This is a genomic window from Pseudomonas sp. F2 (assembly GCF_057174385.1).
In genome coordinates this window covers 4663699-4677626 of sequence record NZ_CM169904.1, presented here as the reverse complement: position 1 = coordinate 4677626, position 13928 = coordinate 4663699, and the positions used below count along the sequence as shown (strand labels likewise).

Here is a 13928-nt window from a genome sequence, read left to right as displayed (position 1 = left end):
GCCTCACTGCGGATACCACACCAGCCGTTCCGCCGCCGGATTGCGTTCTTCCACCGCAAATCCCAACGCCAGATAGTGTTGCCGTGCGTGGGGGTTGTTGGCCCAGACCACCGTTGCCACCGGGCAACGAACCTGCTGCGCGGCCTTTTGCACGCCTTGCAACACCGCGCGGCCGTACCCCTTGCCCCGCGCCTGGGGAATGAAGGCGATGTACAACACGCGGATTTCATTGGGGCCGAAGTCGGTGCTCAGCGCCCCGATGGCCGTGCCGAGTTTTTCCACGACGTAGTGCAGGGCGTTGGGATGGTTTTCAGCCACGCCCTGTTCCTGCACCTGAAATTGCTGGGCGATCACTTGCTGCACCACTTCCTGCTCGCCGTCGATCCATTGCAGATCCGGGCGCGCCGACTGATAGAGGCGGTGCAAAAATGGCTCGTCGGTGGCCCGCGCAGGTCGCACCACCAATCCGTCTGCCGCCACACCCGCGTTGCTCGCCATGTTCACGCTCCCTAGAAACCGCTTTCCCTGACCCCCAGCGCCGCCAACCGGCGCCAGGCCACGCCGAGTACCGACTCGCCGCTGCCCTGCAGCACCACCACACCGCGCAACGGTTGAACCGGGGTGGGCGGCTGATCCAGCGTAGTCAATCGCGCGCCATATTGCGCTTGTACAGGCTCGGCTCGTTGCTGTTGATCGCGACGCACGGCAATCGGCCCGTGATGATCGGAGGTCAGCGCCTCCTGATCGACATAGGCCACGCCATTGGTATCGATTTCATCCAGTTTTACGGCGAGCGCCGGATGCATCGGATCATCGGCGATGAACCGCCCGGTCGCACCCGGTTTGACTCGCCACAACTCGGCTTCGGCGATATAGCCACGCAGGCGCGAACCGTCCTCGACCACCCGCGCCAGCGCATCCTTGCTCGACAGCCAGCGCCCCGGCGTCAGATTGGGCAGCACATCACGCACAGTGCCGGCATGGGGCGCGCGCAGCAGCAGGCGTTCGCGGCGAGCGCTCAGACCACGGTATTGCGCCACGGCTTCGGCGAGGCGTTGCTCGATGATACCGGCGTCGGCCGCGGTTTCACTGCGACCGGCCTGTCGGCGCATCAGCAATTGCTGGATCTGGATTTCCCGGCGAACGATGGCCTGCTGCGATTCGAGGTCCGGCGACTCCAGTTCGATCAGTACATCGCCCTGGGCGACTGTCTGGCCATCCGCGACCTTGACTGTTTTGACCCGCGCCGCCACCGGCGCATGCAACGCACTGGCCCGACCGCCCTCAAGCATCGTCGGCAGTTCGACCGCGCTGCGCCACGGCACGATCAGCACCAGCAACAGGCCGAGTACCGCCAGGCTGCTGACCAGCACACGCGGGCCATGCGCTTGTTCGCGGCGGCTCCACCACTGACGCCACTCATTCATGATCGGCAGAAAGATGAACCACACCAGTTCCACCAGCATCAGGAAGATCCCCAACACCTTGAAGAACAAGTGATAGACCGCCAGCGCGATCCCGAAAAACAACGCCGCACGCCATAACCACGAGCCATACCCCCAGATCAGCAAACGCCGCTGCATCGTCGGCGACCAAGGCTCCGGCGCCGGGGCGCCATAGCCGAACAAACACTCACGCAGGCGCCAGCGACAGAAGGCAAAGGCCCGGCCCTGCAGGTTGTCGACCTCCCACAGGTCGCTGAGCAAAAAGTAGCCATCGAAACGCATGAACGGGTTGAGATTGACCACCAGCGTGGTGATCCAGGTCGCACTGGCGAGCATGAACGCCGCCGTCCGGGCCGGGCCGTCGGGCAATAGCGACCAGACCAGCAACGCGATGCACGCCAGCAACAACTCCGCCAGCACCCCGCCGGCGCCGATCAGCAGCCGCGCACGCCGGTCGTTGACCCGCCAGGCGTCACTGACGTCGGTGTAAAACATCGGCAGCAAGACCATGAACGCCACGCCCATGCTCTGCACCCGACACCCGGCGCGCTTGGCCATGAATGCGTGGCCGAACTCGTGACAGAGCTTGGCGAAGAACAGCGCCACAGCAAACGAGAGCGCCCCACCGAGGCTGAACAGGTGCGGAAAGGTGCCGACAAAGCGCTGCCAGTCCCGCGAAACCAGAAACACCCCGAGCGCCAGCGTTATCGGCAGACCGACGCGCAACAGTCGTGGTCCGAAGCGCTCCAGCCACGGCCACGCGCGATTGAGAAAAGCGTCCGGACGCCACAATGGAATGCGAAAAAACAGATATTGGTGAAGCAGGATTTTCCACAGTCTCTGCCGTTGCGCGAGAGCCTTGAGCGAGTAACTGGCACGCTGCTGATCGTCGAGGGCGCTGATCAGGTCATGCCCGCGCAGAAATGTCAGCAGTTGCTCCAACTCGACACCGTCCAGCGGCAGGCCCGGTTCGCGGTTGGCGGCGCGCAGCACTTGCTCGGGATCGCCCAGCGACCAGTGGCGCAACAGGCGCATCGCCGCCGCGCCGAGTTTGAAATACCGACCGCGCACCGGATCGGCCAGGGTCCAGCGCGGTGAACCGTCCAGTGCTGGCGCCGCGGGCGACAGTTGCAGGTCGGCACGCAGGCTCGGCAGATTCATTTACAGACCTACGCTCTGGCGCAGACCGGCAAGCGGGCGGCGCAGCAGGTACAAGGCCAGCGGCGCGCGGTCGCCGAATATCTTGGCCGTACCGCGCAGGCCGATGCGCGGCGGTGCCTCGGTAAAATTCGCATCCAGTCGATACGCCAGTTGGCCGCCAGCGGTGGGCTGCGCTTCATAGGCCGAACGCTCAAGTCTGGCGGTGTGGCGTTGCAGCGGATCGCTGTCGAGGAACAACGCAATATCGGCGCCCGGTTCCAGCGCAATCGCGTCGCCCACCGCCAGTTCGATACGCAGTTCGGCCTGATTCGGGTCGGCGATTTCCATCAACCGCTCGCCGGTCTGCACCGGTCTGCCGGTCAGGCGCTCGGCATCGGCGAACACGGCGATCCCATCACGCTCGGCGCGCACTTCGCTACGCGCCAGCAACTCGCGGGCGTAATCGCGCTCGGCGCGTTTTTGCTCGGCACGGGCGGCGAGCAAATCGACCCTGGCACTGGACTCGGCATCGGCAAACGAACGTTGCGAGTTGGATTTCAGTTCTGCTTCCGCCACGCCCAAGGCACGCTCGGCCACATCAGCCTGGGCCTTGAGGGTGGTGCTTTCAAACCGCAGCAGCAGGTCGCCGGCTTTCACCGGTTGATTGGGCTTGACCAGAAACTCGGCGATCACCCCGTCCAGCGGCGCCGCCACCACGCGACCGCCCTGCGGCACGACTTCCGCCGGCGCCAATACCGACTGGCGCACCGGGATCAACAACCCGAGCAACAGCACCGCCACCAGCGCCACCTGACGCTTGCGGGTCCAGCGCAGCCGCCACGGCTTGCCCGGCTGCAACGCCAGCCACGCATGACTGTAGGTGTCGCCCAGTTGTGACAGCAGCACTTGTTCGGAAGGGTTCCACGGCACATCGCGGGCCAGCCACAAACCGCCGAACACCTCGCCCTCGCGGTCGATCAGTGGCAGCCAGAACACTTGAGCGGCAGACAGACTGCGCCAGTCAGCCTGAATCGCTTCGCCCACCTGCTCAGGCGTGATGACCCGCGCAATCTTCAATCCATCCTGCTTGAACAACTGCGCCACCGCCTGCTCGACGAATGCCACAAACGGTGCATTCGGCTCGACCGTGCTGACGCCAGTCACCGCCTGTACCTTGCCAGCGATCAGTAAGGCCGCATGGCGATACCCGAACAGCGCCTGGCTGTCGTTGACCAGGCTATAGGCCAGTTGCGAGGCATCGCGAGCAGCACGTGTCTGTCGTTCGAGATCCAGAAACCGCGCAAACACCTGTTCGGCGCCGCCGGCCACCGGGGCGTTCATTTAAGCTCCGCAAAATGCGCCGTGCCGCTCATGCCGGCGAGCAAGCCCTTGGCTTCGGGAAGTGTGGCGACCAGCAACAGGGTCTGACTGCCTTCGTCAATCCGCGCACCGAGTCGTTTGACCGTGGCATCGATCGGCTGGCCGGTTTCGTCGGGGATAAAGCTGAAGGTCTGGCCGGGTTTGAGTCTGGCCATCCAGCGCGACGGCACCAGCAAGTGGATCTCCAGGGTGCGGTTGTCGACCACATCGAGCAGTGGCGCGCCGGCCGGCACACTTTCGTAGCGTTGCACCTTACGCTCGACCACTTGCCCGTCGAACGGCGCAACCACGCTGCAGCGTTTGACCTGAACCTGATAAACCTGAGATTGCGCCTGGGTCTCGCTGACCTTGGCCTCGGCCCGCGCCACTTCGAAACGCCCGACGGAATTGAGCGCCGCCAGTTGCCGATTGTGCGCCAGCTCCTCACCGGCACCGCGGCTGGCGGCCTGGGCGGCATTGAGCTGAGCCTGATACGCCGAGCAATCGAACTTCGCCAGCACATCGCCCTTTTTAAACGACTCGCCCTCGCTGAACGGCAACTCGACAATCCGCCCCGACAACTCACTGGCCAGCGTCGCCTGATCCCGAGCGCGCAACACACCCCGCGCCTCACTGCTCGCCGTGGCTGTCGCAGGCGTTGCGTTATCCAGCAGCGGATCGTCTGGCCCGGGCGTTTGCGCCTGAACTGCACACGTAACAAAGGTCAATCCGATAACCCAACCGCGCAAACGCTGCATAACCGCTACTCCCTGACGGATGAGCGGAGTCTACGACAGCGGGGAATAGCGTCAAGCGAAAGGCCATCACTGTGCCGTTACGCTTGCTGTAATCCGACCGAAGCGCTATGGTCAACCCATCGAAAATATGACTTTGATGGAATATTCCATAACACTCATATTAGTGCCCATGAATTGGGATATCGAATACACCGACGAGTTCGGCAACTGGTGGGAAGAACTGACTGAGAGCGAGCAGAGTTCTGTGGCGGCAAGCGTCAAACTGCTTGGGCAATTCGGCCCAGGCCTGCGTTTTCCGCATAGCAGTGCAATCAATGGCGCGCGGCATGGTCATTTACGGGAATTGCGCGTCCAGCATGGCGGGCGACCCTATCGCGTGCTCTATGCGTTTGATCCAAGACGCTGCGCGTTGCTTTTGATCGGTGGAGATAAAACCGGTCAGGACCGCTGGTATGAACTCAACGTCCCGCTCGCCGATCGACTGTACGATGAGCATCTCGAAACATTGCGCAAAGAGGGTTGCAACAATGGCTAAGAAATTCGCCGACCTCGAAGCACGCATGACACCCGAAGCACGGGCGCTTGCCGATTCGATCTACCAACAACACATCAAGGAAATGCCGCTTAACGAACTGCGACAAGCCAAGGCCTTGAGCCAGGCCACGCTGGCTGAAATGCTGCACGTCAACCAAGCAGCCATCTCGAAAATGGAGCGCCGTACCGATATGTACATCAGCACGTTGCGCAACTATATCCGGGCAATGGGTGGCGAACTTGAAATCATCGCGACCTTTCCCGACGGGCAAATCAAAATCGAAAATTTCGCAGGCTGAACAGCCATAACCCGCTTCAACCTGTGAATCTTCCACTGTGCAATAGCCGTATAGTGGCCAATCGAATTCGCCGATTTGCTCCCTCAGGCGCAATCTCAGCGCTGCGCCATCTCCCCCACCGGATACACCGCCTCCCATCCCCCACCCAACGCCTTGTATAACCCGACCATCGCCAACGACACACCCGTCGAACTCTCCACCCACTGCTCCTGAGTCGCCAGCAACGCGCCTTGCACGGTGAGGACGTTGACGAAATCGACCACGCCTTCGACGTACTGCTGCTGTGCGGTGCGCAGGGCGATCTGGTTCTGCCGCACGGCTTCGGCGAGGCTGTCGCGGCGGCGTTGGCTGGCGTTGTAGGCGGTCAACTGGTCGTCGATTTCATGCCAGGCGCGCAGCACGGTCTGCTGATAGGCGATGGCCGCTTCCTGTTGCTGGGCTTCGCGCAGTTGCAGCATGCCGCGCAGCCGTCCGCCGTCGAACAGCGGCAGGCTGAATTGCGGGCCGATACCAAAAGCCCGCGAGCCCCAGGAACCGAAATCGCTCAGCTGCATTGCCTGCGAGCCGAGGTTGCCGGACAGGGTGATGCGCGGATAGAAGTCGCCTTTGGCCACGCCGATGTTGGCAGTGGCGGCGTGCAGGCGTGCCTCGGCCTGGCGGATGTCCGGTCGGCGTTCGGCCAGCTGTGACGGCAGGCCGATGGCGACTTGCAGCGGTGACTGCGGCACCGCGGCATCTGTGGATAACTCCTTGGCCAGCGCTTGGGGCGCTTCGCCCATCAACAGGCTGATCGCGTTGATCAGTTGCGACTGACGCTGCTCAAGGGCCGGCAGGCGCGATTCGATGGCCGCGACCTGGGCGGCGGCTTCGGCGACGTCCAGATCGGTCGCCACACCGTCGTTCAGGCGCAGTTGCGACAGCTTGAGGCTGTGCCGGGCGACATCGAGGTTCTGCTCGGTGACCGCTCGGGTGTTCTGCACGCCGCGCAGCTGAATGTAGTTCTGTGCAGTGTCGGCGAGGACCGCGAGCAGCACGCCGCGACGGTGGTTTTCGGCGACTTCGAGGTTGGCATCGGCAGCCTCGGTCTCGCGGCGCACGCGGCCCCAGACATCCAGTTCCCACGAGGCGGAGAAACCGGCGTCCCACAGGTTGAAGGCGGAATCGCCGTTGTGCCCGGACGGGTCATTCAGGCCGTCGCCGCTGTTGCGTTTGCGCGCGTAGCTGCCGGTAGCGGCGGTGGTCGGGTAGCGTTCCGCGGTGATCACCTGGCGCGCGGCACGGCTTTGTTGCAAGCGGCTGCCGGCCAGCTGCAGATCGAGGTTGCTGTGCATCGCCCGCTGGGTCAGGGCTGAGAGTTGCGGGTCGTGGAAAACCTCCCACCAGCGTTCGTTCAGCGGTTCGCTGACCGCCTGACTGGGGGCGGACTTGGCGGGTTTGGCCCAGTCGGTGATCTGGCGGGCTTCAGGCTTGTGGAAGTCGGGGCCGACGGTGCAGGCGCTGAGGCCAAGGGTAAGCAAGGCACTTAAGGTGAGTTGCTGCCACGGACCTCTTCGCTGGCAAGCCAGCTCCCACAGAGAACTCTGTTTGGAGTGAGAATCCCGGCCAGTCTGCACACCCTCTGTGGGAGCTGGCTTGCCAGCGATGTCGCCAGCCGATTCAACAAAAATCATCGCTGAGTCACCTCGCGCTCCGCCGACGCCGAACGGCGAGTGTCGATACTCGCCTCCACCGACATGCCCACCCGCAAACGCTCGGCCAATGGCTGACCCGACTCAAGCACGATCTTCACCGGAATCCGCTGCACGACTTTGGTGAAGTTGCCCGTGGCGTTGTCCGGTTTCACCGCGGCGAATGTCACGCCAGTGGCCGGGGCGATGCTTTCGACGCGACCGCTCAAGGCCTCACCGCCGAGGCTGTCGACGTGCACCTGCACTTGCTGGCCCGGTTGCACGTCGGTGAGCTGAGTTTCCTGAAAGTTGGCAACCACATACGCCTGCTGCAACGGCACCACCGCCAGCAACTTGCTGCCCGGCGTGACATAGGCGCCGACGCGCACCGCACGCTCGCCGACCATGCCATCCTGCGGCGCAGTGATGCGCGTGTAGGACAGCTCGAAACTGGCGATTTCCAGTGCCGCTTGCGCATGCTTCAGATTGCCTTCGGCGGCATCACGCTGCGCCGTGAGGATCTCCACCTGCTTGCGCTCGGCCGCCAGTTTCGCGCTGGCCGTATCGAGACGCGCGCTCGCCTGATCGATGCGAGTGCGCGCCTGCTGCGCATTCTGCACCGTGCCGGCGCCGACGCCAGCGAGGTGGTTGTAGCGGTTGAGCTCTTGCTGGGCGAAGGCCATTTCTGCCTTGGCCGAGACCACCGAGGCCTGCGCCTGAGCGATCACCGAGGTCTGCCGCTCCAGCGTGGCCCTGGCGTTTTGCAATTGGGCGCGGGCGACCAGGGTTTGCGCATCGGCCGCTTCAGCGGCGGCGCGCAGATCACGATCATCGATCAACGCCAGCAATTGCCCGGCCTTGACCTGCTGGTTGTCTTCCACCAGCACTTGCTTGATGAACCCGGCCACGCGCGGCACCACTAACGTGTAGTCGGCGGAAACGAACGCGTCGTTGGTATTTTGCTGGGTGCGCTTGCCGAACAGTCCCGGCACCGCCAGGTACAGCAACACGCCCACCGCCAGTGCGGCGGCCACGGCCACCGCGAGTTTTTGCTTTGCTTGAGTCGTCATAAAAACCTTCTGTTTCAGTACAGCCATCAGGTCGGCGCGCGCGGCGGAAAAATCCGCGTCGGCAGCCAGAAAATCAGCAGGATCAGCGCCACCGCGACGCCGGCCATGCACACATAAAGATCAGAGGACGTCAGCACCACGGCCTGTTCGTGCAGGCGATGGGCAAGGCCCGGATCGCTGCGATCGGCCAACGGTGAATTACCGAGGTTGTCGATCAACATGGTCGAGTGGAAATGCAGGCGCGCGGTGGTCAGCGCCTCGATGACGCCGGTGGCGATCACCGCCGCCAAGCCTTTAACCGTGTTGAACCACGCCGAAGCGAACGGGCCGTCCTGTGGCTGGATGCTGCCGGTGGAGAGCATCAACAGCGGCAGTACTGACATCGGCTGACCGAAAATCTGCAGCCATTGCAGGACGTAGAAATTGTCGCGGATCCACTCCGAAGTCAGCAGCGAGCCGCCCAGGCAAGACAGAGTAAGCATGCTCAAACCGATGCCCAGCACCCAGCGACAATCGACCCAGCGCAGGTTGCACAGCGCCGCCACCAGCGGCAGCGCGATCAGCTGCGGCAACGCCGCGATCAGCATGATCGGCGCGGTCTGCACCGGGCGATAACCCTGCACCTGCGCGAGATAGCTCGACGGAATCAGCACCACCGCCTGCAATACCACCAGCACCCCGGCCAGGGTCATCAGTGCGAACGCCAGGTTGCGAATACCGAGCATCTGCAGCTTGAAAAACGGAATCGGCTGCGACCATTCATGGATCAGAAACGCCAGCAGCAACAGCGAGCCGGCGCCGAGCAATGCGCAGATCAGGTTCGATTCGAACCAGTCCAGCCGATTGCCCTGGAGCAAGCCAATCACCAGCATGCAGATCGCCGGAAAACCCAGCAGCAGGCCTTTCCAGTTGAAGGTTTTGAGGCGTTCAAGGCGCAGCGGATCCTGCGGAATGCCCCAGGCCACCATCGCCATGGCAATCAGACACGGCACGATGATTTGCCAGAACGTCCATTGCCAGCCGACGTATTCGCTCCACAACCCCGCCAGCGGCGTGCCAAGACCCGGGCCGAACGTCGCCGTCAGCGCATAGCCGGCCAGGCCATAAAGTTTGAAATTGGCCGGCAGAAATCGCAGGGCGACGGTCATCAGCATCGGCGGCAGCGCGCCGCCGGCCAGGCCTTGCAAGGTGCGCATCAGCAACAGGCTTTCGTAGTTCGGGGCGAACGGGCACAGCACGCCGAGCAGCGTGAACAGGCTGATCGCGCAGAGGGTGAAGCGGCGCAGGGAAAACGTCACCGAGCACCACGGCGCAAACGCCATCGCCGCCACCGAAGTCGCGGCGTAGCAGGACACCAGCCAGGTGCCTTCGTCGTAACCGATGTTCAGCGCACCACGAATGTCGGCCAAAGCGACTTTGGTCACCATCTCGTTGAGGCCCGAGACCAGCACCGCCAGCAGCACGCCGACCAGGCCGGTGATGATCCGCGCGCCGAACACCGGTGGCGTGGCCGCCGTCGCCGGACTGGCCGCAGCGACGTTCGCCGGGACGGTCAGGGATGTCATGAATACACACTCCGGAGGGAAAAATACCGGAGCATTTTAGTAGGGCTTACTGCTGACGAAAATTGACTTATCGGCAGGTTATAAGTGCGTCAGACACAATTGTTTAATGCAAAAAATCGCAGCCTTCGGCAGCTCCTGAAGACTGCGCTTCCCTGTAGGAGCTGCCGAAGGCTGCGATTTTTTGGCCCTTCAGGGCTGCGCGGCCAGCCAGGTTTCGTCGCAACAGGCCTTCAGCGTTTCGCGCAGCCAGCGGTGTGCCGGGTCTTTGTCGAAGCGCGGGTGCCAGGCCTGGGTCAGCATCAGCGTCGGCAACGGGATCGGCAGGTTGAAAGAACGCAGCTTCAAGCCCAGCCGCCGCACGCTGAGCAACGCTTCCTTGGGCACCGGCAGGATCAGGTCGGAATCGGGCAAGGCAAACATCGCCGCGTGGAAGCTTGGCGCAATCACCGCCACCCGCCGCTCCAGGCCCAAGGCGTTCAGCGCGGTGTCGATGGGGCCGCGAGCAATGCCACGGCGCGACATGCTGATATGTGAGTAACCGGCATAGCGCTCGGCAGTGATTTCGCCGTCGAGCAGTGGATGATCCTCACGTACCAGACCGACGAAATGCGTGGAAAACAGGTTCTGCACTTTGACTTCCGGGGTCACCGGACGGGTGTTGCTGACACTCAGATCAATCCGTCCTTCCCGCAGCGCTTCGTCGTCGCCATCGCCTTCGGGAACGAAGCGCAATTCGCAGTGCGGCGCCTGCTGGTCGAGGGTGTCGAACAGCTTGCCGCCATATACGCCGATGAAAAAGTCGTTGGCGCGGATGCTGAAACGCCGCCGCAAGGTACCCAATTCCACGCTGTCGGCGGAGCGAAACAGCAGCGCCGCCTGCTCGACGACATCGCGCACCTGCTCGCGCAATTCGAGGGCTTTGGGGGTGGGTACCAGGCCACGACCGGCGCGCACCAGGATCGGATCGCCAATGGCTTCGCGAATGCGCGTCAGGGTGCGACTCATGGCGGCAGGGCTGAGGTTCATCCGCCGCGCGGCGCCGACCACACTGCCTTCGTCGAGCAGGGCGTCGAGAGCGACCAGAAGGTTCATGTCCGGGAGTTGCATGCAGAGCACTCGTGGCTGATCTGGATTGATTCAGGCGCAATGCTAGCAAACATGTCTCAAGTTTGGCGGCTGCTGTAGGGGCGCCATCGCTGGCAAGCCAGCTCCCACAGGACTTTCGGCGGTCACAGAATCAGTGAACGCCACAATCCTTGTGGGAGCTGGCTTGCCAGCGATGGGGCCAGCTCAGTCAATACACATCAGCGCTGCATGCCCCAGCGCTTTACGGTCACCCGCTCCAGCGTATCGAACACCAGATTCTCCACCAGCAACCCGATCAGGATCACCACCGCCAACCCGGCAAACACCTTGTCGGTGTACAGCTCATTGCGGTTCTGGAAGATGTACCAACCTAACCCGCCCTTGCCGCTGGTGGCGCCGAACACCAGCTCGGCGGCGATCAGCGTGCGCCAGGCAAACGCCCAGCCGATTTTCAACCCGGCGAGGATCGACGGCAGCGCTGCCGGGATCAGGATGAACAGCACAAAACGCATGCCCTTCAGCCCGTAGTTACGCCCGGCCATGCGCAGGGTTTCCGAGACGCCGAGAAAGCCTGCGTAGGTGTTCAACGCCAGCGCCCACAGCACCGAATGCACCAGTACGAAAATCAGGCTGTTCTGCCCAAGACCGAACCAAAGCAACGCCAGCGGCAGCAAGGCAATCGCCGGCAGCGGGTTGAACATCGAGGTCAGGGTGCTCAGCAGGTCGCGACCGAGCTGGGTCGACACCGCCAGCGTGGTCAGGGCGAATGCCAGGACGATGCCGATCAGATAGCCCTTGATCAGCACCACCAGCGATATCCACACCTTGCCCAGCAGCTCGCCGCTGAGCAGGCCGTCGTACAGCGCATGGCCGGTCTGCAGAAAGCTCGGCAGCAACAGGTCGTTGTTCTGCACCCGGGCGATCACTTCCCAGAGGATCGCCAGCAGAATCAGGATCACACTTTTACGCAACCAGCCCTGTTGCCACAGGCGTTGCGCCAACGGCAATTCGCGCTCAAGCGGCACGCTGGTCAATGGTTCAAGGACGGTTTCAAACTCTTGTCGTACAGACGATGGCTGGCTCATCAGGCAATCCTCCAGAACGCTCAATAAGCGATACGAATGTCGTTGAAGTCATGGTCACGCTCGGTCTCCGGCGACTGGCCTTCATCGAACAGCAAGCGGTGAATGCGCCGTGCCGATTCCTGAAACGCCACGCCGCCGAGGCTTTGCAGATCGTATTGATGGCTGTGCACCTCAGCGCGTACCCGCCCCGGATGTGGCGACAGCAGCAAGATGCGATTGCCGACCACCAGCGCCTCTTCAATCGAGTGGGTGACGAACAGCAAGGTGAAGCGCACTTCTTCCCAGAGCAGCAGCAATTCTTCCTGCATCTTGCGCCGGGTCAGCGCATCCAGCGCGGCGAATGGCTCGTCCATTAAAAGGATTTTCGGCTGCATCGCCAGCGCGCGGGCAATCGCCACCCGCGCCTTCATGCCGCCGGACAAGGTGTGGGGATAGGCGTCGGCGAATGCTGCCAGACCGACTTTTTCCAGGTAGTGCAGTGCACGTTCTTCGGCGTCTTTTTTGTTCAAGGTTCGCGAGGCCAGCAGCGGAAACATCACGTTCTGTTTCACGGTTTTCCACGGCGGCAGTTGATCGAATTCTTGGAACACCACGATCCGGTCCGGACCCGGTCCCTCGACCCGCTGACCTTGCAGGCGAATCTCGCCTTCGCTCGGCGCAATGAAACCGGCGGCCGCCTTGAGCAAGGTCGACTTGCCGCAGCCGGACGGGCCGAGCAGCACAAAGCGGTCCGCCGGATCGATTTCGAAACTGACCTGATGGGTGGCCCGCACCACCCGTTGCGGGGTGCGGTATTCGAGGCTGACGTTATCCACCGCCAGCAGCGCTTGCGTGTTGGCGACCGAGTTGCTGGCCGCGTGGCCTTGCAAGAGGGCGTTCATCTCGATCAGCTCCCTTGCAGCGGTTTGGCGTCTTGGAAGAAGTAGTCCTTCCACGATTCCGGTTTGTTCTTGATCGCGCCGACGCGGTAAAGAAATTCGGCCAGTGGATAAGTATTTTTCGGCGTGACGCTGAACTCGAACTGCGGGTTGTCGATGATTTTCAGCAGCTCGGCGCGGTCGATCCTGGCCTTGGTCACGCGGATGTAGGTGTCCGCCGCCGCGCCCTTATCGTTCTGGGCAAATTGCGCGGCTTCGCTCAGCGCCTCGACGAAAGCTTTGTAGGTTTTCGGGTTCTCATTGCGGAATTTCTCGGTGGCGAACAGCACGGTTGGCGAGTTCGGGCCGAGGATGTCGTAGGAGTTGAGCACCACGTGCATGTTGGGATTCTGCAGCGCCTGATCCTGGAACGGCGGGTTGGAGAAATGCCCGGTCAGTTCGGTGCCGCCGGCAATCAGCGCAGCGGTCGCATCCGGGTGCGGTACGGCGATGGTGTACTTGTCGAGGCGATTGAATTCCTTGTCACCCCACTGCTTGGCCGCGGCGTATTGCAGGAAGCGCGACTGCACCGACACGCCCACCGCCGGCACCGCAATGCGGTCCTTCTCGGTGAAATCGGCAATGGTTTTGACCTTGGGATTATTGCTCACCAAGTAGTACGGGAAGTTGCCGAGCGAGGCGACGGCCTTGACGTTCTGCTTGCCGTGGGTGCGATCCCAGATGGTCAGCAACGGGCCGACCCCGGCGCCGGCAATGTCGATGGAACCGGACAAGAGCGCATCGTTGACCGCCGCGCCGCCCGAGAGCTGCGTCCAGTCGACCTTGATGTCGAGGCCTTGCTGCTTGCCGTACTTCTCGATCAGGCCCTGATCGCGCACAACGTTGAGCAATAAATAGACAATCCCGAACTGTTCGGCGATGCGGATTTCACCTTCGGCGTGGGCCACGGTCGGCGCCACCAGGCTGCCGGCAATCAGGCTGAAACCCAGGCCAATGGCCGCCGCCAGCGGTGCAAAGGGAAGACGTTTGGACATGATCGAAT

13 protein-coding genes are annotated in these 13928 nt (G+C 62.6%); 2 read left to right on the top strand and 11 right to left on the bottom strand.

The genetic code is table 11. The features are described 5' to 3' along the window. Positions 1–3: 3 nt before the first annotated feature. Genes AC193Q_RS21070 through AC193Q_RS21055 form a run of 4 tightly spaced genes read right to left on the bottom strand, consistent with a single transcriptional unit; the run spans position 4 to position 4702 of the window. Complete coding sequence (locus tag AC193Q_RS21070; RefSeq protein ID WP_121183004.1) at positions 4–498, bottom strand: GNAT family N-acetyltransferase; 495 nt, start codon at positions 496–498, stop codon at positions 4–6. A gap of 11 nt (positions 499–509) precedes the next feature. Further along, positions 510–2606: a site-2 protease family protein gene (locus AC193Q_RS21065; protein WP_121183002.1), complete on the bottom strand. Its 2097-nt coding sequence runs from the start codon at positions 2604–2606 to the stop codon at positions 510–512. Continuing rightward, on the bottom strand, positions 2607–3926 hold the full coding sequence (locus AC193Q_RS21060) for an HlyD family efflux transporter periplasmic adaptor subunit (RefSeq protein WP_121183000.1): 1320 nt from the start codon (positions 3924–3926) through the stop codon (positions 2607–2609). Next, positions 3923–4702, bottom strand: a complete 780-nt coding sequence (locus AC193Q_RS21055; protein ID WP_047290724.1) for an efflux RND transporter periplasmic adaptor subunit — start codon at positions 4700–4702, stop codon at positions 3923–3925. Before AC193Q_RS21055 ends, AC193Q_RS21060 begins: the two co-directional genes overlap by 4 nt. Positions 4703–4871: 169 nt before the next feature. On the opposite strand from AC193Q_RS21055, the gene AC193Q_RS21050 reads away from it, so the two are divergent. Both AC193Q_RS21050 and AC193Q_RS21045 read left to right on the top strand, forming a co-directional pair. After that, entirely contained in the window at positions 4872–5237 is a 366-nt protein-coding gene (locus AC193Q_RS21050) for a type II toxin-antitoxin system RelE/ParE family toxin (protein ID WP_047290723.1), read from the top strand. Next, positions 5230–5535 carry an XRE family transcriptional regulator gene (locus AC193Q_RS21045; protein WP_047290722.1) on the top strand — a complete coding sequence of 102 codons (306 nt, stop codon included), beginning with the start codon at positions 5230–5232 and terminating at the stop codon, positions 5533–5535. Before AC193Q_RS21050 ends, AC193Q_RS21045 begins: the two co-directional genes overlap by 8 nt. Positions 5536–5630: 95 nt before the next feature. Here AC193Q_RS21045 and AC193Q_RS21040 read toward each other — a convergent pair whose 3' ends face one another. The 7 genes from AC193Q_RS21040 to AC193Q_RS21010 form a co-directional block, all read right to left on the bottom strand. Beyond that, complete coding sequence (locus AC193Q_RS21040) at positions 5631–7205, bottom strand: efflux transporter outer membrane subunit (RefSeq protein WP_183082824.1); 1575 nt, start codon at positions 7203–7205, stop codon at positions 5631–5633. Then, a complete protein-coding gene (locus AC193Q_RS21035) occupies positions 7202–8272 on the bottom strand; it encodes an HlyD family secretion protein (protein ID WP_121187686.1) in 1071 nt (356 codons plus the stop codon). Before AC193Q_RS21035 ends, AC193Q_RS21040 begins: the two co-directional genes overlap by 4 nt. Positions 8273–8298: 26 nt before the next feature. Continuing rightward, complete coding sequence (locus AC193Q_RS21030; RefSeq protein WP_121182998.1) at positions 8299–9837, bottom strand: MFS transporter; 1539 nt, start codon at positions 9835–9837, stop codon at positions 8299–8301. 189 nt (positions 9838–10026) lie between these two features. Next, the gene (locus AC193Q_RS21025; RefSeq protein ID WP_007961495.1) at positions 10027–10944 is read right to left on the bottom strand and encodes a LysR family transcriptional regulator; all 918 of its coding nucleotides are present in this window, start codon (positions 10942–10944) and stop codon (positions 10027–10029) included. A gap of 197 nt (positions 10945–11141) precedes the next feature. Continuing rightward, positions 11142–12008, bottom strand: coding sequence for an ABC transporter permease (locus AC193Q_RS21020; RefSeq protein WP_095667872.1), 867 nt, complete (start codon positions 12006–12008; stop codon positions 11142–11144). 20 nt (positions 12009–12028) lie between these two features. After that, positions 12029–12889: an ABC transporter ATP-binding protein gene (locus AC193Q_RS21015; RefSeq protein ID WP_047290718.1), complete on the bottom strand. Its 861-nt coding sequence runs from the start codon at positions 12887–12889 to the stop codon at positions 12029–12031. A gap of 5 nt (positions 12890–12894) precedes the next feature. Further along, positions 12895–13920: an ABC transporter substrate-binding protein gene (locus tag AC193Q_RS21010; RefSeq protein ID WP_121182996.1), complete on the bottom strand. Its 1026-nt coding sequence runs from the start codon at positions 13918–13920 to the stop codon at positions 12895–12897. Between the last annotated feature and the right edge of the window lie 8 nt (positions 13921–13928).

Excerpts from the sequence above, each read along its gene's own strand:
- AC193Q_RS21060 (WP_121183000.1), bottom strand. The coding sequence starts at position 3,926 with ATGAACGCCCCGGTGGCCGGCGGCGCCGAACAGGTGTTTGCGCGGTTT.
- AC193Q_RS21030 (WP_121182998.1), bottom strand. The coding sequence starts at position 9,837 with ATGACATCCCTGACCGTCCCGGCGAACGTCGCTGCGGCCAGTCCGGCG.
- AC193Q_RS21025 (WP_007961495.1), bottom strand. The coding sequence starts at position 10,944 with ATGCAACTCCCGGACATGAACCTTCTGGTCGCTCTCGACGCCCTGCTC.
- AC193Q_RS21045 (WP_047290722.1), top strand. The coding sequence starts at position 5,230 with ATGGCTAAGAAATTCGCCGACCTCGAAGCACGCATGACACCCGAAGCA.
- AC193Q_RS21015 (WP_047290718.1), bottom strand. The coding sequence starts at position 12,889 with ATGAACGCCCTCTTGCAAGGCCACGCGGCCAGCAACTCGGTCGCCAAC.
- AC193Q_RS21035 (WP_121187686.1), bottom strand. The coding sequence starts at position 8,272 with ATGACGACTCAAGCAAAGCAAAAACTCGCGGTGGCCGTGGCCGCCGCA.
- AC193Q_RS21065 (WP_121183002.1), bottom strand. The coding sequence starts at position 2,606 with ATGAATCTGCCGAGCCTGCGTGCCGACCTGCAACTGTCGCCCGCGGCG.
- AC193Q_RS21010 (WP_121182996.1), bottom strand. The coding sequence starts at position 13,920 with ATGTCCAAACGTCTTCCCTTTGCACCGCTGGCGGCGGCCATTGGCCTG.
- AC193Q_RS21070 (WP_121183004.1), bottom strand. The coding sequence starts at position 498 with ATGGCGAGCAACGCGGGTGTGGCGGCAGACGGATTGGTGGTGCGACCT.
- AC193Q_RS21050 (WP_047290723.1), top strand. The coding sequence starts at position 4,872 with ATGAATTGGGATATCGAATACACCGACGAGTTCGGCAACTGGTGGGAA.
- AC193Q_RS21055 (WP_047290724.1), bottom strand. The coding sequence starts at position 4,702 with ATGCAGCGTTTGCGCGGTTGGGTTATCGGATTGACCTTTGTTACGTGT.
- AC193Q_RS21040 (WP_183082824.1), bottom strand. The coding sequence starts at position 7,205 with ATGATTTTTGTTGAATCGGCTGGCGACATCGCTGGCAAGCCAGCTCCC.
- AC193Q_RS21020 (WP_095667872.1), bottom strand. The coding sequence starts at position 12,008 with ATGAGCCAGCCATCGTCTGTACGACAAGAGTTTGAAACCGTCCTTGAA.